This is a genomic window from Streptomyces sp. NPDC002680 (genome assembly GCF_042889145.1).
GTDB classification, from domain to species: Bacteria; Actinomycetota; Actinomycetes; order Streptomycetales; family Streptomycetaceae; genus Streptomyces; species Streptomyces adonidis.
The window spans coordinates 208,108-229,009 of the sequence record NZ_JBIAQP010000001.1 but is presented as its reverse complement, the minus strand read 5'-3'; the positions used below and the strand labels follow the sequence as shown (position 1 = coordinate 229,009).

Genomic DNA, 20,902 nt, shown 5'->3' with positions numbered 1-20,902 from the left:
TCGGCTATGAACAACTCGGTATCGAACACCGGCCGGTTGCTGTGGGCGGGCCTGCGAGCCCTGCTCGTGTTGACCGTGCTCACAGGTGTGATCTACCCGCTGGCCGTCACAGGTGTTGCCCAAGCACTTTTCAACGACAAGGCGAACGGATCCGAGATCAAGGCGGACGGCAAGGTCGTCGGATCCTCGCTGATCGGTCAACAGGGCTACAGCCTGGACTACTTCCAGCCGCGCCCCGCCAACGGTCTGGGTGTGAACTCGGTCAACACCCAGTACAAGCTGATCCTCTCCGGTGCCACCAATCGCTCCGGTGACAACGCCGACCTCATCAAGTGGGTGAAGGAGGCGAAGGCGAAGGTCATCAAGGACAACTCCGTCCCCGGCTACACGGTCAAGCCCTCCGACGTACCCGCCGACGCGGTCACGTCCTCCGGCTCGGGCCTGGACCCGGACATCTCCCCGCAGTACGCCGACATCCAGGTCCACCGGATCGCCGAGCGGAACGGCCTGACCGTCGCCCAGGTGCGGAAGCTGGTCGACGACCACACCGACGGCCGCACCCTCGGCTTCATCGGCGAACCGCGGGTCAATGTCCTCGAACTCAACATCGCGCTCAAGGGACTTGTGGCGAAGGGCTGATGGTCTTACGCGCACCGAGCGGGAGTCGGCGGACCGGGAGCCAATCCGGTACGCCGACTCCCGCTGCCACAGGGCCGGTTCCGTATGACCCGGCCCTTCGGACACGCAGGAAAGGCGTACCCCGATGACCCGGGTACTGGTGGTGGAGGACGACCCTCAGCTCGTCCGGGCCCTCGTGATCAACCTGCGGGCGCGCCGGTACGGGGTGGACCCGGCGCCCGACGGCACCACCGCGCTCCGACTGGCCGCCGCCCGGCAGCCCGACGTGGTCCTGCTCGACCTCGGGCTGCCGGACATGGAGGGGGTGGATGTCATCAGGGCGCTGCGCGGCTGGACCCGGGTACCGATCCTGGTGCTGTCCGCCCGATGGGCATCCGAGGAGAAGGTGGCCGCCCTGGACGCGGGTGCCGACGACTACATCACCAAACCGTTCAGCATGGACGAACTCCTCGCCCGGCTCCGGGCCGCCGTCCGCCGCACCGAGGACGTACCGCTCGCCCCCGAGACGACACTCGTCGAGACCGGCGACTTCACCATCGACCTGCGCGCCAAGAAGGCCAGCCGCGACGGCCACGACATCCGGCTCACCCCGACCGAATGGCACCTGCTCGAAATCCTGGTCACCAACCCGGGGCGGCTGGTCAGCCAGAAGCACCTGCTCCAGGAGGTCTGGGGAGACTCGCAGAGCAACAAGACCAACTACCTGCGCGTCTACATGGCCCAACTCCGCCGCAAACTCGAAACGGACCCCGCGCACCCCCGCTACCTCATCACCGAGCCGGGCATGGGCTACCGCTTCGAGAGCTGAGGCCACGCTCCGGAAGAACCTTGGGCGCCGCTGTCGATCCAGCAACGTCCCGTTCGACATCCTGATGTAGGACGCCTCGCCAGGAGGCGACAGGACCTGATGAGGGAACACATGGATCAGCTGCTGCGCGTGCAGAACTTCTGTATCTCGACGGACGGCGTCGCCGCCGGCGAGGGCCAGAGCCTGGAGCGGCCATTCGGCCACGACATCGATCCGGGAAGGCTCTTCGCCTGGGCCGGCGCCACGGCGAGCTGGCCCAACCGCACCGAGCCTGGGGGAAGCCGGGGCCTCGACGACTACTTCACCCGGGACTTCAGCCACAACATCGGCGCCGAGATCATGGGCCGCAACAAGTTCGGACCCCAGCGCGGCCCGTGGCACGACCACGAGTGGCGCGGCTGGTGGGGTGACGAGCCGCCCTTCCACACGCCGGTGTTCGTCCTGACCCACCACAAGCGTCCATCGTTCACGCTCTCCGACACCACGTTCCATTTCGTGGACGGCGACCCCGCCACCGTCCTCGCGCAGGCACGGGAGGCCGCGCAGGGCAAGGACGTCCGGCTCGGCGGCGGCGTGACCACCATCCGGGAGTTCCTCGACGCCGACCTCGTCGACACCATGCATGTGGCCGTCTCACCGGTGAAGCTCGGCTCCGGGCTGCGCCTCTGGGACTCGCCCGAACAGCTGATGGACCGGTTCCACATGGAGGTCGTGCCCAGCCCGAGCGGCGTGACGCACCACCTCTTCTGGCGCAAATGACGAGAGAGACAACGTGCGGCAGAACTGCTGGCTCCGGTGCCCCTACACCTCGATGTGCGAGCCCATGATGACCGTGCGGTCGCGGGGCAGGCTGAAGTACTCGGCTGCGTCGGCCGTGATGTAGGACGTGGCGATGAACAGCCGCTTGCGCCAGGGCGCCATCGTCGGGGCCTTGCCGCGGCGCAGCTCGATCTTCGACAGGAAGTAGGACGCCTGGTCGAGTTGGAGTGGTCCTTCGGTGTCGGCCGGGTCGAGGAGGGCCAGTGTGCCGGGCACGTCCGGTGTGTCCATGTAGCCGAACCGGGCGGTGACGTGGATGATCCCGTCGTCGCCGTACCCGAGGTCGTCGACGACGACCCGCTCATCGGCCGGGACGCGGGGCACGGGCTCGGTCCCGATGGACAGGATCACGACCTGGGCGTGCCGCACATGGTTGTGCTTGGCGTTGGCCCGCATGGCCAGCGGCGCGGTCTCCTTGCCCCGGTTCAGGAAGACGGCCGTACCGGGCACCCGGAGCGTCGGCTCCTGCCCCTCGCGGAGGTGTTCGATGAACTCGGGCAACGGGCCCTCCTGGCGCGCCCGTTCCGCGGTGACGAGTTCACGGCCGCGCTGCCAGGTCGTCATGACGGTGAACGCGGTGAGGCCGATCAGCAGCGGCAGCCACGCGCCGTGGACGAGCTTGGTCAGGTTGGCCGCCACGAACAGCAGGTCCACCAGGAGGAGCAGGCCCCCGCCGACGACGAGCAGCCACCGGGGCGTACCCCACTTGGCGCGGGCGACGTAGAAGAAGAGCAGCGTGGTGATGGTGATGGTGCCGGTGACCGCCATGCCGAACGCGTAGGCCAGCGCGGCGGAGCTGCGGAACGCGAAGACCAGGGTGAGTACCGAGACCATCAGCAGCCAGTTGATCCAGGGGACGTAGATCTGACCGATGGTGGACTCGGAGGTGTGCGCGATGCGCAGCCTCGGCAGATAGCCGAGCTGGGCCGCCTGGGAGGCGACCGAGTACGCGCCGGTGATCACCGCCTGGGAGGCGATCACGGTCGCCGCAGTCGCCAGGATCACCATCGGCCAGCGCCCCCAGTCGGGCACGAGCAGGAAGAACGGGCTGCTGATGTTGGCCGGGTCGTCGAGGATCAGCGCGCCCTGGCCCAGATAGCTCAGCACGCAGGCGGGCAGTACGAGGAACAGCCAGCCCCGGGTGATCGCCCGGCGGCCGAAGTGCCCCATGTCGGCGTAGAGCGCCTCGGCGCCGGTGACCGCGAGCACGATCGCCGCCAGGGCGAAGAAGGCCGTACCCCAATGACCGAACAGGAAGCTGAGTGCGTACGTCGGTGACAGCGCCCTGATGATGTCCGGGTGGTCGGTGATGCCGACGACGCCGCACGCGCCGATGGCGGTGAACCAGGCGATCATGACCGGCCCGAACACCCGGCCCACCGCCGCGGTTCCTCTGCGCTGCACCAGGAACAGCCCCACGATGATCACCGCGGTGATCGGCACGACCGCGCTGTCCAGCGACGGCTCGACGACCTTGAGCCCTTCGACCGCGGACAGCACCGAGATCGCCGGGGTGATCATGCTGTCACCGAAGAACAGCGACGCCCCGAAGATGCCGAGCGCGGCGAGGACGACGGCGGCCCGACGCCCACGCTCCGAACTCCACCGCCGCAACAGGGTGATCAGCGCCATGATGCCGCCCTCACCGTCGTTGTCGGCGCGCATCGCCAGCAGAATGTAGGTGACCGTGACGATGATCATCACCGACCAGAAGATCAGCGACACCACCCCGTACACGTTGTCCGTGGTGACCGGGACGGGGTGCGGGTCGTCGGGGTTGAACACCGTCTGGAGGGTGTAGATCGGGCTGGTGCCGATGTCGCCGAAGACCACACCGAGAGCACCGATGACCACCGCGAGGCGTACCGCGTCGCGCGTGCTCGCCCGCCGGGTCTCCTCCGGTGGCTGCGGCGCGGATCCGTCGTCCGACGCGGTTGCCTGCCGTCGATCGGCCATGGTGCTCCTCCTCCGTGTCGTCCGCTGAGCTGCGGACCAGGGGCATCGGGGCGGACGATACCCACCCCCTGGCGTGACACCTGGTAGGGGGTGCTGTTTCGTGTTCCGAGTGGCGTCTGCGGCGAGTCGTTGTCACGGCCTGTCGACCGGGGCCGCGCCGATCCAGCGGTGGTACGAGTCCACGTCGACGTTGCTGCCACACACGATGGTGACGACGTGTCGGCCGGCGAAGCGGTCGCGGTCTTCGAGGATCGCCGCGATGCCTAGCGCGGCCGAGGGTTCGACGACGAGGCCGGCGTGGTCGAGGAGCATCCGCATACCGGCGATGATCGACGCCTCCTGGACGAGGACGGCGTCGTCGGCGACCAGGAGAAGGTCGTCCAGGACGGCCGGGATGGGATACCGGCCGGCGACGCCGTCGGCGATGGTGTCGGTCGAGTCGGTGGTGACGATGCGCCGCTGGTGCCATGAGCGGGTCAGCGCCGGTGCGCCCAGCGGCTGGACGCAGATCACCTCGACCTCGGGTGTCAGGGCCTTGACCACATGACCCACTCCCGTGGCCAACGCTCCACCGCCGAGAGCGATCAGGACGGTGTCGAACGACGGCGGGGTGTCCACTCCTTCCACCAGTTCCAGGCCGATGGTCGCCGCGCCCTCGCAGGTCTCGATGTCCAGGCTGTCCTCCACCAGCCGGATGCCCTCGTGGCGTGCAATGGCCGCAGCCCGCTCACGGGCCAACTCGTGGTCGCCGTCCACCAGTTCCAGCCCGGCGCCGAGTGCGCGGATACGGTCGAGCTTGGCCCGGGTCGCGAAGCGGGACGCCACGACGGTGACATCGAGCCCCCGGCCGCGACCGGACCACGCGAGGGCCTGGCCGAGGTTGCCCGCGCTCGCGCACACCACGGCCCGCGAGCCCTCGTCGGCGAGCCGGCTCGCGATCACCTCGGTGCCACGGGCCTTGAAACTGCGGACCGGGTTCGCCGTTTCGAGCTTGATGCTCACGGCGCATCCGAGGCCGGGTTCCAGTGCCTCGCAGCGGTACAGCGGAGTGTCGAGAAAGACCGGGTCGATCAGTCGGCGGGCCGCCCGGATCCGGGCGGTGTCGAGACGCGTCTTCTGCACGACATGGCAGCGTAGTGCCACGGGCGGCGGCTCCCTCGGCAACGGCCAGGAGCCGTGGCCCGGTTGAGGTGTGTCACGCTGCGGGGGTCTCTTGGGACTGGCCGCGCCGGGGCGCCCGGGCACGCGATCCCCGAGGACCGGCCGTGGGTGGAGGCAGAGCAGCGACAGCACCCCGGAGATCTCCGGCGACGCGCCCAACTGGTCGGCCAGGAGAGGTTGCCCCGACCTGCCCGGCTCGCGGCCGGACGGAGTGAGGGGCATCGATGCCGGTCCCTTCGGACTGGCCGCATGCGCCGACAGGCCGGGGCGGGCCGTGTGAACGGCGACAGGCCGAGGCGCTCTCGCCCGTGCGCTTCACGGTCCTCGCCGCTTCGGGGCGCCGCGCGGCACGCGGAGTTACGCCCCGGCCGATTCCCGGTTGATCCGGCGGAGCCATCCGTACGTGCTTCCAGCGACGCTGCACAAGCCGCGTGAAGGGCGCCAGAGGATGGGGAATCGTATGACTGCGATCGCGGAACGGACAGCGGACGCGTCTCCGCGCTCCAGGAGGGGGCACCGGCCGCAACGCCCGCTGTTCGGCGTACGGCTCGGACAGGTCGTCGTGTGGGAGGCCGCCGCTCTGCTGCTCGCGGCCGGTCTGGCGTACCCGGGCCCGGCCCGGGTTCCCGCACTGGCCGCCGCCGGGCTGCTGCTCGTCGCGACACTGCCGAGACTGCAACGACGCCCGCTCTACGACTGGGTGCTCACCCGGACCCGCCATGCGACCCGGCGACGCGGACCCCGCGCGCGGGACACCGGGCCGTTGCGTGCCCTGCTGCCGGAGCTGAGTGTGGGCCGGGCGGGCGGGCGCAGCCGGGTGCGGATGGGCGTCGTCCACGACGGCCGGGCCTGGATCGCGCTCGTCGGCGTGGACCGGGACGACCGGATCGGCCCCGGCCAGGACACCGGCGCGCCGATCCCGGTGCACCGGCTGGGCGAACTGCTCCAGGTGGACGACATCGCCTTCGACTCCGTGCAGGTGCTGGTGCACAGCGTCTCCGCGCCCATCGTCGGGGACTCCGCCGCTGAGCCGTGCGCCGCCTCCTACCGGCAGTTGAACAGCGAGGGCATCCCGCTCACCCGGTCGACCTGGATCGCGCTCCGGCTCGACGAGGCCGTCTGCCCGGAGGCCGTGGCCGCGCGCGGCGGCGGTGAGGCCGGCATCCGCCGGGCCCTGCGGCGCGGCGCCCTGCAGGCGGTCGGTCTGCTGCACGACGAGGGTCGGCCGGCCCATGTGCTCGACGAGACGGAGGCCGCGGAAGCACTGACGGCGGTCGCCGGACTGCGGGGCGACGAACCGGGCGGGCAGCATCCGCCGTCGGCCGAGGAGTGGGCGGCCTGGCACGGCCAGGGCGTCCCGCACGTCTCGTACTGGGTGCGCGAGCGGAACCGGAACGCGACCGGGAGCGGACCGGCCCGGCTCCAGGAGCTGCTGGGAGGGATTCCCGCCCGCGCCGCCGTCCTCTCCCTCACCCTCACCGCGACCTCCGACGGCACTCCCGCCCGCACCACGCTGGTGCGCACCACCGGCGCCGCCCCTAACGAGGCGAACGCCCTCGCCCGCAGCGCCGCCGAACACCGGATACGGCTGCACCGGCTGGACGGTGAGCAGGCCGCCGGCATGCTAGCCACCCTGCCGCTGGGCCGGTCCGTCGGCCCGCACGTGCTCGCCGAGCCGGTCACCGAGCCGGTCGCCGCACGGGCCGGTGGGCCGCTCGAACCCGCATCGCCCGCCGAAGGGCTCACCCTCGGCACACTCCGGGACGGCAGCCCGGCCCCGCTGCGGGTGTTCCGGCGTCTGCCCCTGCGGATCGGCGTGTTCCTGCCCCGCCCCTCCGTCGAACTCCTCGTCTTCCGGCTGCTCGGCGCGGGCGCGACCGTCCACGTCCGCTCCCCGCAACCCCAGTCCTGGGCCGCGCTGATGCGTGCCGCGGCCGTCGACCCGGGGCGGCTGGTGATCGGCCTGCCCGGCGGAGCCACCCCGCCCGCCGGCGGTCCGCTCGCCCCGGTCGTGGTCGTCGACGACTTCCCCGGCGGCTCCGGAGGCCCGCGCGCCGACCTCGGCACCTGGCAGACCGGGCTCACCCTGCTCCCGAAGGTGCCCGACCTGCCCGCCGACGGCACGGCGGCGCTGCGCCGCTACGACGCGGTCCTGGTCCCACGCCTCCAACCGGCTGCCGTACGGCAGTTGAGGGCCGCGTACGGGCTGCCGGACAGCGTCGTACGGACGCTTCCGCTGCTGCCGCGTGACGCCCTCGCCGTCGTGGAGAGCGGCGGAGCCGAGACGGTGGACCTGCGCCCCACGCAGACGGAGAACGACCTGCTGCACACGCTCGGGCACGGCCCCGGGGTACGGCCATGAGCGCGCGTCGCCGCAACAGCGCGGCGGTAGTGATATCCGTGGTCGCCGCGACCGCTGTCCTGCCCGCCGCCGGCCCCGCCGTCGCGGCGGAATGTGCCGCACCCTCCGTGCAGACCACCGCCGAACTGCCCTGGTCACAGGCGCGTCTTGACCCGCAACGGGCCTGGACACTGACCCAGGGCGAGGGCGTGACCGTCGCGATCGTCGACTCGGGAGTCGACGGATCGGTTCCGCAGCTCGCCGGGAATGTGCTGCGCGGCTCGGACGTGGTCGGCGGGAGCGGGCGCGGCGACACCGACTGCGTGGGCCACGGGACGTTCGTGGCGGGCATCGTCGCGGCCCGCTCGACGGCCGGCCTCAGGTTCGCGGGCGTCGCCCCGGCGGCGACGATCCTCCCGGTGCGGCAGACGACCGACGGGGAGGACGGCACGGCCAACGGCATGGCCGACGCGATCCGCGAGGCCGTCGACTCGGGTGCCGACGTCGTGAACGTCTCCATCAACTCCCCGGTGCGGAGCAGGGGACTCGATGCCGCCGTGAAGTACGCCGTCGACAAGGACGTACTCATCGTCGCCTCCGCCGGCAACGAGGAACAGCCGGGACAGCGGTCGTCGGCGCTCAGCTTCCCCGCCGCCTACCCGGGGGTGCTCGCCGTCGCGGCGGTCGGCCGGGACGACCAGCCCGCCGCTTTCTCCAGGAGCGGAGAGTACGTCGACATCGCGGCGCCCGGCGTGGACATCCTGAGCCTCGGCACGGGCGGCCCCGGCTACCGGGTCGACGAGGGAACCAGCTTCGCCGCACCCTATGTCTCGGGTACGGCGGCACTCGTACGGGCCCGCCACCCCGAACTGACGGTCCAGCAGGTGATCCACCGGCTGGAGTCCACGGCCGACCATCCGGCGAAGACGCTGCCCGATCCGCAGGTGGGCTGGGGCATCGTGAACCCGTTCGAGGCGGTGACGGCGGTCATCCCGGAGGAGGCCAAGGGCCAGGAGCAGCCGCAGGGCTCCGCGCCGTCCGCGGTGCCGTCGGACAACGCTCCCGTCGCCGCCGTACAGGATGCGACCCCGCGCGGCTCCCTCTTCCTGCTGTTCGGCCTTGCCGCGCTCGCGGTCCTCGGTGCCGGGGGAGTCCTGGTGGCCCGCATGGCGGCCCGTCGGCGCTGAGAGGCAAGGGACGACGAGACGTACGTGGGGGCGGGACCCGGATCCGGGTCCCGCCCCCACGTACGTCGTTGTCAGGACCGCACCGCCTCCGCCAGCCCCGTCTGGACCAGCACCGGCGCCGCCCGGCGCGTGATGAGTTGGGCGCGGCCCACGGGCAGTCGCTTCGGGGGTACGCCGTTGAGGAAGCTGCCCTCCTCGCGGCCGCAGGAGAACAGCAGCGAGGAGCAGCCCAGTTCCATCAGCCGTCGGACGACCGGGTCCGACATCCCGCGCATCGCCCCCGCCGAACTGCGGGCGATCACCAGGTGGAGCCCGATGTCGGCGCCTTGGGCGAGCAGGTCCGCCAGCGGTGACAGGGGCTGGGTGGTGGGGGTCGCGAGGAGGTCGTAGTCGTCGATCAGGAGGTAGAGGCGCGGGCCCTGCCACCAGTCGCGCAGGGGGAGCCGGTCCGGGGTGATGTCGGCGCCGGGAACCCGCTTGGCGAGGGAGCCCGTGGCCTCCTTGACCAGGTTCGCGAGGGTGGTGCCGGACACCGCGTAGCCCAGCTGGTACTCCTTCGGCACGGCGTCGTACAGATTGCGCCGGGTGTCCGCGAGGACCACCCGAGCCTCGGCCGGGGAATAGCGGTCGGCGACCGCCTTCGCGACCAGCTTCAGTACGTTCGTCTTGCCCGTCTCCGTGTCACCGACCACGAACAGGTGCGGGCTCTGCTCGAAGTCGTGCCACATCGGCCGCAGCCCGGTCTCCTCCAGGCCGAGTGTCATTCGCATGTCGCCCGCCACGGACGGCAGTTCACCGGCGCCGACGACTGCCGGAAGCAGCTTGATCTGCGGGGCGCCGGGCCCGTGCCAGGCCTTCGCGACCGTCTCGACCAGTTCGCGGTGTGCCTCGGCCAGGCCGTCGCCGCTCTCGGTTCCGTCGATCCGTGGCACCGCGCCGAGGAACTGGAGCCGCTCCGGGGTCAGACCGCGGCCCGGCACCTTCGGGACCAACGCCGCCGCCTTGGAGTTGATGTCGGAGTCCATCGAGTCACCCATCTTCAGCTCGAAGCGGGTGCCCATCGCGTCGCGCAGCCACGGCCGGAAGTCCATCCAGCGGCCGGAGGTGACGATCAGATGGACGCCGTAGCCGAGGCCGCGGGTGCAGATCTCCTGGATGGAACTCTCCAGCTTGTCGAACTCGCCGCGCATCGTCACCCAGCCGTCGACGACCAGGAACACATCGCCGTACGGGTCCTGGTCCAGGAAGCGGCCGGCCTGCCGTGCCTTGCGGTACTCGGCGACGGACTCGATGCCGTGCTCGCGGAAGAACTCCTCGCGCCGGTCGAGCAGCCCGACGACCTCGTTGACCGTACGGGTCACCCGGTCGACGTCCAGCCGGCCCGCGACGCTGCCCACGTGCGGCAGCCCGCGCAGCGAGGACAGCGAGCCGCCGCCGAAGTCCAGGCAGTAGAACTGCACTTCGCGCGGGGTATGGGTGAGGGCCAGCGCCGTGACGAGCGTACGGGCCAGGGTGCTCTTGCCGCTCTGGGTGGCGCCGACGATCGCCACATGGCCGTCGCCGCCCGCCAGGCTCGCCGTCATCACGTCCCGGCGCTGCTCCAGCGGCTTGTCGACGATGCCGACCGGTACGCGCAGTCCGCCCCGGTCCGCCCAGCCGGCTGCCGTGAAGCCCAACTCGCCCGCCTCGGCGAGCGGCGGCAGCAGCCGGTCCAGGGTGGGCGGCTCGGCCAGCGGCGGCAGCCACACCTTGTGCGCGGGCGGGCCCTGGTCCACCAGCCGGTCCACGATGACGTCCATCATCGACTCGGTGGTCCCCTCCGGCTCCTCGGCCGGACCGGTCTCGGCGGGCCGCAGGATCCGCGGCTCGATGTACCGCGAGGTGAACGGCACCACCTGCTGCTCGATGACCGCCTGCCGGCGGGCTCCGCGCGCCGCGGTGGAGCGGTACGGACCCGAGACGTACGCGGCCCGGAAGCGCAGCAGCGTCTCCGTGTCGGTCTTGATGTAGCCGTGGCCCGGCGCCGACGGCAGGTTGTGCGCGTCCGGCACCCCGAGCACGGCACGGGACTCGGAGGCGGAGAAGGTCCGTAGACCGATGCGGTACGACAGATGGGACTGGAGGGCGTGGATCTTGCCCTCCTCCAGCCGTTGCGAGGCCAGCAGCAGATGCACGGCAAGGGACCTGCCGAGCCGGCCGATCATCACGAAGGTGTCGATGAACTCCCGCTTCTGGGACAGGAGTTCACTGAACTCGTCGACGACGACGAAGAGCGACGGCAGCGGGTCGAGCGGGGCCCCGGCGGCTCGCGCCTTCTCGTAGTCGAAGACCGAGCTGTAGTTGCCCGCCGCGCGCAGCAGCTCCTGGCGCCGGTTCATCTCCGACTGCAGTGCCTCCTGCATACGGTCCACCAGCGGCAGTTCGTCGGAGAGGTTGGTGATGACGGCCGAGGTGTGCGGCAGCCGGTCCAGGCCGAGGAAGGTCGCCCCGCCCTTGAAGTCGACGAGCACGAAGTTGAGCGCCTCGGAGGAGTGCGTGGCCGCGAGGCCCAGTACCAGGGTGCGCAGCAGCTCCGACTTTCCGGAACCGGTCGCCCCGATGAGGATGCCGTGCGGGCCCATGCCGCCCCGGGACGCCTCCTTGATGTCGAGGTCCACCGGGTCGCCGTGCTCGGAGATGCCGATCGGGATGCGCAGCTGGTCCAGGACCGAGCGGGGCCGCCAACTGATCGCCGGATCAAGGCGCTTGGCGTCGCCCAGGCCGAGGAGGGTGGGCAACTCGAAGTCCGTGGCCTGCGGTTCGGAGGTGTCGGTGCCGCGACCGAGCCGGTACGCGGTGACGAGCCGGGCCAGCTTGGCCGCGCGGCCCGTGCTCAGCGCGTCGGGCACGCAGATCTCCGTGAACACCTCGGTGCCCGCCTGGTTCCTGGTGACCCGTTCGATCGCCTCCGGAGTCACCTTGAGCCGCAGCACGAACCGGTTGTCGCGGCGCGGCAGACAGTCCGCGAGGTCGATCACCACACCGTTGCGGTAACCGCTGGACACGGCCTGCACCCCGGCCGGGATCTCCGCGCCGTCCACCACGACCACCAGGAACGGCTCGTCCGCCGACATCTCCGCCTTGGGCTCGAAGCCCGGCCGCTCGCGCAGCTTCTCGCCGCCGAGCAGCTCCTCCAGCCGGGCGAAGTCACCGCTGATGACCCGTACCGGCCCGGCCGCGTCCGTGACCGTCGGATGCGCGGTGTGCGGCAGCCACTTGGCCCACTCCCACTCCTCGGCCGCCCGGCCGTCGGTGAGGATGCCGATCCGCAGGTCGTCGGGGGAGTGGAACACGGCCAGATGCGCCAGTACGGCCCGTACCAGCGCCCGCGCCGCGTCCTTGTCGCCCTCCATCAGAACATGCGCGAAACCGCGCAGGAACGCGGAGGCCGGAGTGCCGGGCACCTTGCCGTACGCCTCGATGAAGCGCCGCAGCGCATGGCTGCTCACCGGCTCCAGGTCCTCCACCGGGGCGGACTGCGGGGGCGTCAGCCGTACACCGAGCGGCTGGGCGCCGACGCCGAGCCGTACCTCGCCGAAGTCGGGGTGCGAGGCGCGGCGCTCCCACAGCCGCTTGCTCATGGCCGCCGACCACAGCCCCTCCGGGTCGGGGAACTGCCAGAACTGGTGACGGCGCTGCTGATCGGCGGCCCTGCGGACCTGCCTGCGGGTCTGCGCCAGATAGCGGAGGTAGCCGCGGCGCTCGGCGCGCAGCTTGCGCTTGCGCTCCAGCGGCCCCCGCAGCAGGTTCATCACCAGCATCAGGACACCGGAGATGCCCATCGCCGCGATCATCACGTAACGGATGCCGGCGTTGATGCCGGGGATGACGAACATCATCCCCATCGATCCGAACGACATCAGCATGGGCAGAAAACCCATCACCGCCTGAAAGCCGCCGGGTTCCAGCTCCGGCAGCGGGGGCGGGGTCTGCAGATCGATCTCGCCGCGCGGTGGTTCCGGCGCCGAGCGCCGCGCGGGGCGGCGGAAGAGCACGGTGGACACCCTGGCCTCCAATCGGTGGCGCACCCGGTGTGCGCGCCTGGAACACGCATGGAACGCGCCGTCGGGTCACTCGAATCGCAGGAAATCGCGGGCAATCGCAGATTTCCTGGGCCGCCGGAAATTTCTTCAAGTCCGCTGAACCGGTTCCGGGGAGGTCTCGTGTTGTCGGCGTGAACAGCAACGTGACCAACGAACTGAGCCGGTTGATGCTCGTGACGCCCTCGACGTCACTGGAGGTCGCCGTCCCGTCGGACGTCCCGCTGTACGACCTGTTTCCGACCCTGCTCTCCTACGCGGGACCGGATCTGGCGGACGCCGGGGTGGAGCACGACGGGTGGGTGATCCAGCGCCTCGGCGAGCCCCCGCTCGACGAGGAACGCACCCTGTCCATGCTCGCCGTCCGCGACGGCGACACCCTCCATCTGCGGCCCCGCAGGGCCGAGTTGCCCGTCATCGACTACGACGACCTGATCACCGGGGTCGCCGACGGAGTCCGCCGACGCCCGGACCGGTGGCGGGACTCCATGACGCGCCGCCTCTTCCTCACCCTGATGTCCCTGGCCCTGGTCACGAACCTCGCGGTGCTGTGGCTCGACGGCCCCCCGCTCGCCCGGGCGGGCACGGCGGGCGCCCTCGTCCTCGTCCTGCTGATCGCCGCCGCGATCTGCTCCCGGCTGACCGGCGACGGCACGGCCGCCGGACTGCTCGGCCTCGCCGCCGTACTCTTCGCCGCACTCGCCGGACACACGGTGATGCAGCCGCCGGGCGGCGGAACCGATCCGGCCCAGATACTCGCCGCCGGTGCGGCGGCGCTGGTCACCGTGCTGGTGGGGATGGGCCTCGTGGCCCGCTGGCTGCCCGCGTACGCGGCGGCCCTGGCCGTCTCCTTCGCGCTCGCGCTGGGCGGACTGCTCTCGATGGCGGGCGGGTTGAACCGTTCCGAGTCCGCGGCCGTTGTCCTGGTGGTGGCGCTGGTCTTCAACGCCACGGTGCCGATGACGTCCTTCCGGCTCGCCGATCTCCGGCTGCCCCTGCTGCCCACCAACAGCGACGAACTCCAGCAGGAGATCGAGCCGGAGCGCGCCGCCCGGCTGCTGGACCGGGCCGTGGTCGCCGACCAGTACATGACGGCACTCTTCACCGCCGTCGGCCTGGTCAGCGGAGCGGCCCTGCTGGCCCTCGCACCCGCCACGCACTGGGGCGCGCAGACCTTGTACGGGGCCGCCTGTCTCACCCTGCTGTTGCGCAGCCGGGTACTGGCCGGGGCGGGGCAGCGGATCGCCCTGCTGGCGCCCGCCGCCCTCGCGCTGGCCGTGGGAAGCGTGGGCCTCGCCGCCGCGCTGCCGCCCGAACTGCAGCCGGCGGGACCGGTGCTCGTGCTCACGCTGCTCGCGGGACTGCTGCTGACGGCGGCCGCGGTGCTGCCGGGGCGCCGGCTCGTCCCCTACTGGGGCCGGGCCGCGGAGATCGGCGAGCTGCTCACCGGGCTCGTCATGCTCCCTGCCCTGCTGGCGGTGCTCGACGCCTACGACTGGGCCCGCGCGCTGTTCGGCTGACACGTGGGTGCGATGGACCCACGAGGGCGCCAAGTCCCGTACGGCAAAAGAATTCTGACGGAAAATCAGAGGAGGTAGTTCGCGATGCAGACACGCCGGGATCAGGTCCAGGCCCATCTCTTCACCCTCAGCCGGATCACGGCGGGACTGACCCGCGGTGAGCCGGACGCCCCCGAGACGCCGATGCGCCGGTTCAGCCTCGGCACGATGGCCGGTGCCATGCTCGGCGTGGTCGCCCTGGGCGGCTTCGCGGCCTTCGGATTTATCTCGCCGGGCAGCAGCAAGGCCTTCCAGAAGGAGGGCACGCTGGTTGTCGTCAAGGAGACCGGCAGTCGCTATCTGTTCCTCAGCGGTGCCCTGCATCCCGTCACCAACTACTCCTCCGCGCTGCTGATCACCGGCAAGAACTCCCTGAAGCCGCAGACCGTCACCACCAAGGCGATCCAGGACGTGCAGCGCGGCCCGACCGTCGGCATCGTCGGCGCCCCCGAAGGACTGCCGGCGGCCCGCAGCCTGGACCGGGACGCCTGGGCGGTCTGCTCGGCCGAGACGGACGACGGCCAGGGCGGTACGACCCCGGTTGTCACCGCATACGTCGGCGGCCGGCCCGAGGGGCTGCGGGACCTGGGGGACGACCAGGCGCTCAGCGTCCGGGCCCCGGACGGCACGTCCTTCCTCGCCTGGACCGACCGCCGGTTCGCCGCACCCAACCGCAACGCGCTGACCGCCCTCGGATTCGCCAACGTCGCCGCCTTCCCGGTGGGGAACGCCTGGCTCAACTCCCTGGCCGCGGGCCCCGACCTGACCCAGACCGACGTACCGGGGCGAGGCGAGCCGGGCGTCACGGTCGGCGGCCTGGCGACCCGGATCGGGCAGGTCCTCCAGGACGACACCAACGGCAACTTCTTCCTCGTATGGGGCGAGGGCATCACCCCGCTCACCCGCACCGAGGCCACGCTCGTCCTCGGCGACCCGCGCACCGCGCCCGCCTACCCGGACGGCAACCCGGTCGCCATCGAGGCGAACTCGGCGGCCATCGCCCAGACCGCGCTCACCGACCGCAAGCTCAACGAGGCCGGGCTGCCACCGAACCCGCCGACACCGGTCGGCGACCCGGGAACCGGTTCCACCCTGCCCTGCGTACGGATCAAGCCGGGCGCCGGTACGAACGGCGAGGCGACGGTACGGGTCGCGGTGCGCGAGTCGGCCGACGGCACCGGCAGCCCGCCGCAGGCCGGGCTCCAGAGGCCCGCGACACCGGCGGCCGACGGCGGCACGCTCGCCGACCGGGTCGTCGTACCGGCCGGGCGCGGGGTGCTGGCCCGGGAGCAGTCCACGGCCGGCGACACCAGCCCCACCCTCTTCCTGATCACCGACTCGGGCGTGAAGTACCCCCTGGCCACGCCCGACGTCGCCAAGACCCTCGGCTACGACACCGCCTCCGCGGTGCCGGTGCCGAGCCAGGTCCTGGCACTGGTCCCCACCGGACCGGTGCTGGACCCCGATGCGGCGAAGCGGCCGCTGGCTGCCGACCCGGGCACTCGGCCCGGGGTGCCCGCGGCCACCGCGCCGGGACTCTCCGACCAGCCGGATCCCTCCGGCACCCAGTGACCCCAGGGCGCCCTCCGGGGCCCGGGACCGACCGAAGGAGGCAGACATGGCAGTGAATTCCGCGGATTTCGCCGGAATGAAGAGGGGCCTTGAGCTGATCGTGAACGCGGGCAACGACCTGCGCACCGAACACGGCAAGGCCCAGTCCACGGTGCTGGAACTTCAGCAGTACTGGTCGGCGCAGTCGGCCAGCACCTTCCAGCGGATCATGACCACCTTCGACGACAAGATGGCCGCGATGCTCGCCGCCCTCGAGGAGATCGAGGCGAAGCTGGAGAGCACCCTCGGCATCCAGATCGCGGCCGACCAGGACACCGAACTCGCCATCACCCAGCTGAGTGCCGCGCTGGAGGGCCTGACCGGCCCGACCCGCTGACGGCCCCACGCGGCGCGTCGTACGTACACAGCAGATCGCACCAAACCCCAGTAGCAGCACACCGTAAACCGAGGAGGGCACAGCCATGCCTGTAAATGCCGACTACAACGGCGACGGATTCATCTCCAACGGCGAGGCCATGAGGGGCGCGATGGAAGGGATCATCACCGCCAGCAACGCCGTGGGCCAGTGCCTGGACCGACTGGAGACGGAGATCTACCCCACCCTGCAGAACTGGCAGAGCGAGGGCGGGGACGGCGGAGCCAAGGGCGTCTACGACAAGTGCCAGCAGGACTGGGACCGGGCCGCCAAGGAGCTCCAGACCTTCCTGACCCAGGCGGGCCAGGGCGTGGGCGCCGTGGTCGACATCTACCGCCAGCAGGACCTCAACGCCATGCGGGCGCTCGAAGGCTGAGCCGCAGCGGGTACCGCATCGCTGCTCCGCCCGTGGTGAACGGACCGTTCGTGTACGTCCGTTCACCACGGGCCGCCGGGGACCGGCCCCGGAGCGCTCAGGGAAGTCGGCCGACTCGACCACAGGACGGAAGAAGGTACATCGACATGGCAGCGGGCAGCTCCGAGATCGCGGTGGAGCCCAGAGACCTCAAGGCATTCGGCGAACACCTCAAAGAACTGGCCGCCGAAGGGGTGGCGGAGGCGCCCGGTCTCGCCGCCATCCAGCGGAAGGTCGGGGAGATCGTCGTCCCCGACGTGGACCCGCGGTACTTCCCCGGGACCCAGGAACTCCGGACCACCCTCGACACCGTACGCACCGGCATCGGGGAGGAACTCCGCGCCCTCGCGGACTTCTTCGTCAGGCTCGGCGACGACCTGGTCGACGCGAGCGAGATGTACCGCGACGGCGAGGACATGGCCCAGGCCCAGGCCGACGAGCTGGGCAGGCTGCTCCAGGAGACCTCGGAGTTCCTCGACGTACGCGACGCCAAGCTCGCCAAGATCGAGGAGCGGCAGACCGGCGAGAAGTCACAGAAGACGAACGACGAGTCGCTGCGTGACGACGACCTCGACGACGACGGCACGGTCGACAACCCCAACCTCGACGCCGACGGCAACGTCAAGGACCCCGAGGCCGACGGCGACGACAACGGCGTCAAGGACGGCGACCAGTACGTCGAGGGCGACGCCGACCTCAACGACGACGGCGAGCTGTCGACGTTCGAGAAGGAGTACGGCGACAAGGACGACGACGGCAGGCTCGACAACAAGGACGACGCCGAGGGCAACGACCTCGACGTCGACGACACCCCGGGCACCGACCCGACGGACCACGACCGCAACCACGACGGGGTCGACGACCGGTACGCGCCGGAGAACCTCGGCCACGGGGAATCGGTCCTCGACGACAAGGTGTTCGCCCCGGTCCGGGAAGAGAACGAAAAGCCCACCTTCCTCGACGGCATCGCCGAGTTCGGGGAGGACGTCGAGGAGTTCTTCGACGGACTGGAGGCCGACCAGGACATGGACGGCAGGCCGGACGACCAGGACGGCAAGGTCGAGTTCGTCGACAAGGACGGCAACGGCGTTCACGACAACCTCCAGGACTCCGACGGCGACGGCTACTCCGACGAGATCGAGAACTTCGCCGGGTCCGACCCCAACGACGCGAGCAGGTAGGCGGCCATGCCCACGATCACCTTCGAATTCACCGGACCACAGGCCACAGCGACCATCCAGGCCACCCAGTCCGCGCTCACCGCGCTCAACAACAACCACCGGATCCGGCGCACCGACGTGGACAACGAAGGCGTCCCCACGTTCAAGGGCCGCCAGAACGGCGGCGGTTCGCCCGTCGCGGGTTCGCCGGCCGGCACCCCGAGGCAGGTCCAGCGGACGGCACGGCAGGGCGGCACCGACACCCGGACCGGGACCGGGACCGGCGGCACGGGCACAGGTACCGGGACCGGTACCGGAAACAACCTCAATCGGACCCTGCCCGCCGACGCCCGCCAGACCCCCGACGGAGCCAACCCCAGGACCGGCGCGCTGCCCACGGGCGGCGACACGCCGACCAAGCTGAGCAGCACCACGCCCCCGGGCGGCAAGCCCGCGACCGGCAGCCTCCTCGCCGACACCCCGGACTCCCTCACCGGAGGAACGGGCGGCGCCGGGACCTCCCGCCTCACCACCCCCTCCGGCACTCTCGGTTCCATCGGTTCCGACGACGCCGGGCGCAAGGGGTCCGCGCAGGTGCCCGACTTCGGCGGTGCCACAAGTCGCCTCGACGCACTGGCCGGTGAGGGCGAGGCCGGTCTGCGGACCGGCTCCACGGACACGAGCTTCGGCGGCGGCCGTCCCGGCACGGGCTCGCTCGACCTCGACCAGGCCGACTTCGACCGGCTCGGAAATCTCGCCTCGGACGGCGCCACCCGGCTGTCCGGGGTCAACGACAGCGGCGGCTTCGGCGCCGGGACCGGCGGCATCACACTGCCGCCCACCTCGCTCACCGGAGGGGCCGGCCTCGGTGGCGCGGGCGCGGTGCGGGTGCCGTCCCTCGGCAGCGGCACCGACGGACTGTTCGGCGGTGGCGGTGGTGGCCTCGGCGGCGGTGGCGGCCTCTCGGTGCCGACGGGCGCGCTCACCACCGGCGGGATCGGTGGGGGAGGCGGCGGTGGCAGCCTGCTGAGCGGCGGTACGGGGACCCCCGGTGCCGGCTCACCGACCGGGGCCAACCTGGGCGCGGCCGCCGCAGGCCGGGCGGGCGCCGCGGGTCTGCCGGGCGGCGGTGTCGCGGGCGCCCCGGGCACGTCGGGGGCTCCGATGATGCCGATGGGCGGCGGGGGGATGGGCGGCGCCCCGCAGCAGGGCGGCAAGCAGGAGACCCCGAACCAGTCCCAGACCTGGCTGACCGAGGACGAGGACGTCTGGGGCAGCGACGACGACTGCCGTTCCGGTCAGCTGGGCCGTGACTGAGAACCCGAACCGAATCCGTCGCCGGTACGTGTCCGTAGCGCCCGCGCACGAATGATCCGCCCCGAAAGGATGTGATCCGACATGCCCGAGAGGGTCTCGTCGGTGGCCCCACCGACCCAGCTGGACCTCGACACCCTGAACCAGCTGATCACCGCGATCAACAGTCTCAACGCCGACCCGTACTTCGCCGCGGCCCAGGTCTTCTTCGACGTGTCGGTCATGCTCGGCGAACTCTCCATGGAGGTCCGGGCCAAGGCCGAGTACCTCACCACCGACCAGGGCGGGGCCAAGGGCTGGACGGGGGAGGGCGCCGAGGCCTTCAAGAAGGTCGCGGCGGAACTGTCCACGTTCCTCATGGAGTTCGCCAACGTGGTCCAGCGTATGGAGATCCCGACCCGCGACGCCGGGAACGACGTCGTCGAACTGCGGCAGCAGTTCGACCAGATCCTCAGGGCCAACGCCAGCAACTTCGGCGGCGGCACGGACGGAGGGCCGCGATGAAGCCCTCCAACGAGGCCCTGCTGAAGGAGATCCAGGCCGACTTCGAACGGACCCGGGACACCTTCCTCGAAGTGCAGCGGAACCTGAGTTCACTCGAATCGGCCGCAGAATCCCCGGACCGCATGATGAGCGTGACCGTCGACGCGCAGGGCCAGTTGTCCTCCCTCACCTTCCGTGGCACCGGTTACCGCTCCATGGCGCCCGCCCAGCTCGCCGACCTGATCGTGTCGACCGTGCGCCGCGCACAGCACGACCTCCAGGCGCGGGCACAGGCGACGGCCGCCCCGATGCTCACGGACGGGGTCGCGGGCACCTTCGACGGTTCCTCGCTGTGGGACCTGCTCCCTGGCGCGGACGACCCCGCGAACGCCGAGTTCTTCAAGTCTCTGCGCAGCGGCTTCGGGACGGAGGACGACGGAGCGGGCGCGTCGCCGCAGCAGGGCGGAGCCCGTCGGCCGGCGCGCCGCACCGCCTCGGCGCTGGACGACGAGGAGGAGTAGGCCGTGGCCGTCCTCAAGAACAAGGACGACGACAACGACGAGATCGTCTTCGTCCCCTCGCAGATGAGGAAGATCGCGCCGAGCTTCGACGCCCTCGCCGACCGGATGAAGTCGATCGGCACCGCCATCGCCTACGTCACCGACACCCCCGTCGAGGGCGACCAGGGCAACGAGACGTACCAGGCGATCGGCGACCTGATGAAGGAGGCCAAGAAGGTCATCGACGCCTTTCCGGAGGTGGCCGAGGGCATCGGCAACACCGGAAAGATCGTGGAGGGCCTCGCCGACGCCGGTGACATGGCCGAGAGCAGCGCCCAGGACGTGATGATCGGCCTCGACAAGGTGATGCCCGACGGCACGTTCCTCAGCAGCAGCAACAAGGGCAACTCGGCTGCGCCGCCGCCTCCGCCGAGTTCGAGCACCGGCACGTCGGTGCCGAACGCCGGTAAGCGCTGACGGCCCTACCGGCCACC

The 20,902-nt window shown here is 71.1% G+C and carries 17 protein-coding genes; 14 read left to right on the top strand and 3 right to left on the bottom strand.

The window, feature by feature from the left end; genetic code table 11:
* The first annotated feature begins 6 nt into the window (after positions 1–6).
* From ACFYXF_RS00955 to ACFYXF_RS00945, 3 genes are all read left to right on the top strand, one after another.
* A complete protein-coding gene (locus ACFYXF_RS00955; protein ID WP_389346699.1) occupies positions 7–639 on the top strand; it encodes a potassium-transporting ATPase subunit C in 633 nt (210 codons plus the stop codon).
* A 124-nt stretch (positions 640–763) separates the two neighbouring features.
* Positions 764–1,447 (top strand): response regulator, encoded by a 684-nt coding sequence (locus tag ACFYXF_RS00950; RefSeq protein WP_389346696.1) that lies wholly within the window; start codon positions 764–766, stop codon positions 1,445–1,447.
* Between the two features lie 111 nt (positions 1,448–1,558).
* Complete coding sequence (locus ACFYXF_RS00945; protein WP_389346694.1) at positions 1,559–2,206, top strand: dihydrofolate reductase family protein; 648 nt, start codon at positions 1,559–1,561, stop codon at positions 2,204–2,206.
* Positions 2,207–2,248: 42 nt separating this feature from the next.
* Here the strand turns inward: ACFYXF_RS00945 and ACFYXF_RS00940 are convergent, their stop codons facing one another.
* Together ACFYXF_RS00940 and ACFYXF_RS00935 are read right to left on the bottom strand one after the other, a co-directional pair.
* The gene (locus ACFYXF_RS00940; protein ID WP_389346692.1) at positions 2,249–4,222 is read right to left on the bottom strand and encodes a potassium transporter Kup; all 1,974 of its coding nucleotides are present in this window, start codon (positions 4,220–4,222) and stop codon (positions 2,249–2,251) included.
* Positions 4,223–4,354: 132 nt separating this feature from the next.
* Complete coding sequence (locus ACFYXF_RS00935; RefSeq protein WP_389346690.1) at positions 4,355–5,344, bottom strand: threonine/serine dehydratase; 990 nt, start codon at positions 5,342–5,344, stop codon at positions 4,355–4,357.
* Positions 5,345–5,843: 499 nt separating this feature from the next.
* On the opposite strand from ACFYXF_RS00935, the gene eccE reads away from it, so the two are divergent.
* Both eccE and mycP read left to right on the top strand, forming a co-directional pair.
* Positions 5,844–7,745, top strand: a complete 1,902-nt coding sequence (eccE, locus tag ACFYXF_RS00930) for a type VII secretion protein EccE (RefSeq protein ID WP_389346688.1) — start codon at positions 5,844–5,846, stop codon at positions 7,743–7,745.
* Positions 7,742–8,911 carry a type VII secretion-associated serine protease mycosin gene (gene mycP, locus ACFYXF_RS00925; RefSeq protein WP_389346686.1) on the top strand — a complete coding sequence of 390 codons (1,170 nt, stop codon included), beginning with the start codon at positions 7,742–7,744 and terminating at the stop codon, positions 8,909–8,911. The genes eccE and mycP overlap by 4 nt, the downstream gene beginning before the upstream one ends.
* 71 nt (positions 8,912–8,982) lie before the next feature.
* On the opposite strand, the gene eccCa is transcribed toward mycP, so the two are convergent.
* Positions 8,983–12,954, bottom strand: coding sequence for a type VII secretion protein EccCa (eccCa, locus tag ACFYXF_RS00920; protein WP_389346684.1), 3,972 nt, complete (start codon positions 12,952–12,954; stop codon positions 8,983–8,985).
* Positions 12,955–13,124: 170 nt separating this feature from the next.
* Between eccCa and eccD the strand changes: the two genes are divergently transcribed.
* The 9 genes from eccD to ACFYXF_RS00875 all read left to right on the top strand — a co-directional run bounded on the left by eccD (position 13,125) and on the right by ACFYXF_RS00875 (position 20,885).
* Positions 13,125–14,510: a type VII secretion integral membrane protein EccD gene (gene eccD / locus ACFYXF_RS00915; RefSeq protein ID WP_389346682.1), complete on the top strand. Its 1,386-nt coding sequence runs from the start codon at positions 13,125–13,127 to the stop codon at positions 14,508–14,510.
* 84 nt (positions 14,511–14,594) lie between these two features.
* The gene (gene eccB / locus ACFYXF_RS00910; protein WP_389346680.1) at positions 14,595–16,121 is read left to right on the top strand and encodes a type VII secretion protein EccB; all 1,527 of its coding nucleotides are present in this window, start codon (positions 14,595–14,597) and stop codon (positions 16,119–16,121) included.
* A gap of 46 nt (positions 16,122–16,167) precedes the next feature.
* Positions 16,168–16,497, top strand: coding sequence for a WXG100 family type VII secretion target (locus tag ACFYXF_RS00905; RefSeq protein WP_389346678.1), 330 nt, complete (start codon positions 16,168–16,170; stop codon positions 16,495–16,497).
* An 85-nt stretch (positions 16,498–16,582) separates the two neighbouring features.
* On the top strand, positions 16,583–16,912 hold the full coding sequence (locus tag ACFYXF_RS00900) for a WXG100 family type VII secretion target (RefSeq protein ID WP_389346676.1): 330 nt from the start codon (positions 16,583–16,585) through the stop codon (positions 16,910–16,912).
* Positions 16,913–17,058: 146 nt separating this feature from the next.
* Positions 17,059–18,132 (top strand): thrombospondin type 3 repeat-containing protein, encoded by a 1,074-nt coding sequence (locus tag ACFYXF_RS00895; RefSeq protein WP_389346673.1) that lies wholly within the window; start codon positions 17,059–17,061, stop codon positions 18,130–18,132.
* Between the two features lie 6 nt (positions 18,133–18,138).
* On the top strand, positions 18,139–19,428 hold the full coding sequence (locus ACFYXF_RS00890; protein WP_389346670.1) for a hypothetical protein: 1,290 nt from the start codon (positions 18,139–18,141) through the stop codon (positions 19,426–19,428).
* Between the two features lie 81 nt (positions 19,429–19,509).
* Positions 19,510–19,929, top strand: coding sequence for a hypothetical protein (locus ACFYXF_RS00885; protein WP_389346668.1), 420 nt, complete (start codon positions 19,510–19,512; stop codon positions 19,927–19,929).
* The gene (locus ACFYXF_RS00880; protein ID WP_389346665.1) at positions 19,926–20,429 is read left to right on the top strand and encodes a YbaB/EbfC family nucleoid-associated protein; all 504 of its coding nucleotides are present in this window, start codon (positions 19,926–19,928) and stop codon (positions 20,427–20,429) included. The genes ACFYXF_RS00885 and ACFYXF_RS00880 overlap by 4 nt, the downstream gene beginning before the upstream one ends.
* A gap of 3 nt (positions 20,430–20,432) precedes the next feature.
* Positions 20,433–20,885, top strand: a complete 453-nt coding sequence (locus tag ACFYXF_RS00875; protein ID WP_389346663.1) for a hypothetical protein — start codon at positions 20,433–20,435, stop codon at positions 20,883–20,885.
* The last annotated feature ends 17 nt before the right edge of the window (positions 20,886–20,902 follow it).

Bases quoted from the DNA above. Each gene is read 5' to 3' on its own strand.
- ACFYXF_RS00955 (WP_389346699.1), top strand. From the start codon at position 7: ATGAACAACTCGGTATCGAACACCGGCCGGTTGCTGTGGGCGGGCCTG.
- ACFYXF_RS00950 (WP_389346696.1), top strand. From the start codon at position 764: ATGACCCGGGTACTGGTGGTGGAGGACGACCCTCAGCTCGTCCGGGCC.
- ACFYXF_RS00945 (WP_389346694.1), top strand. From the start codon at position 1,559: ATGGATCAGCTGCTGCGCGTGCAGAACTTCTGTATCTCGACGGACGGC.
- ACFYXF_RS00940 (WP_389346692.1), bottom strand. From the start codon at position 4,222: ATGGCCGATCGACGGCAGGCAACCGCGTCGGACGACGGATCCGCGCCG.
- eccE (WP_389346688.1), top strand. From the start codon at position 5,844: ATGACTGCGATCGCGGAACGGACAGCGGACGCGTCTCCGCGCTCCAGG.
- mycP (WP_389346686.1), top strand. From the start codon at position 7,742: ATGAGCGCGCGTCGCCGCAACAGCGCGGCGGTAGTGATATCCGTGGTC.
- eccB (WP_389346680.1), top strand. From the start codon at position 14,595: ATGCAGACACGCCGGGATCAGGTCCAGGCCCATCTCTTCACCCTCAGC.
- ACFYXF_RS00905 (WP_389346678.1), top strand. From the start codon at position 16,168: ATGGCAGTGAATTCCGCGGATTTCGCCGGAATGAAGAGGGGCCTTGAG.
- ACFYXF_RS00900 (WP_389346676.1), top strand. From the start codon at position 16,583: ATGCCTGTAAATGCCGACTACAACGGCGACGGATTCATCTCCAACGGC.
- ACFYXF_RS00895 (WP_389346673.1), top strand. From the start codon at position 17,059: ATGGCAGCGGGCAGCTCCGAGATCGCGGTGGAGCCCAGAGACCTCAAG.
- ACFYXF_RS00890 (WP_389346670.1), top strand. From the start codon at position 18,139: ATGCCCACGATCACCTTCGAATTCACCGGACCACAGGCCACAGCGACC.
- ACFYXF_RS00885 (WP_389346668.1), top strand. From the start codon at position 19,510: ATGCCCGAGAGGGTCTCGTCGGTGGCCCCACCGACCCAGCTGGACCTC.
- ACFYXF_RS00880 (WP_389346665.1), top strand. From the start codon at position 19,926: ATGAAGCCCTCCAACGAGGCCCTGCTGAAGGAGATCCAGGCCGACTTC.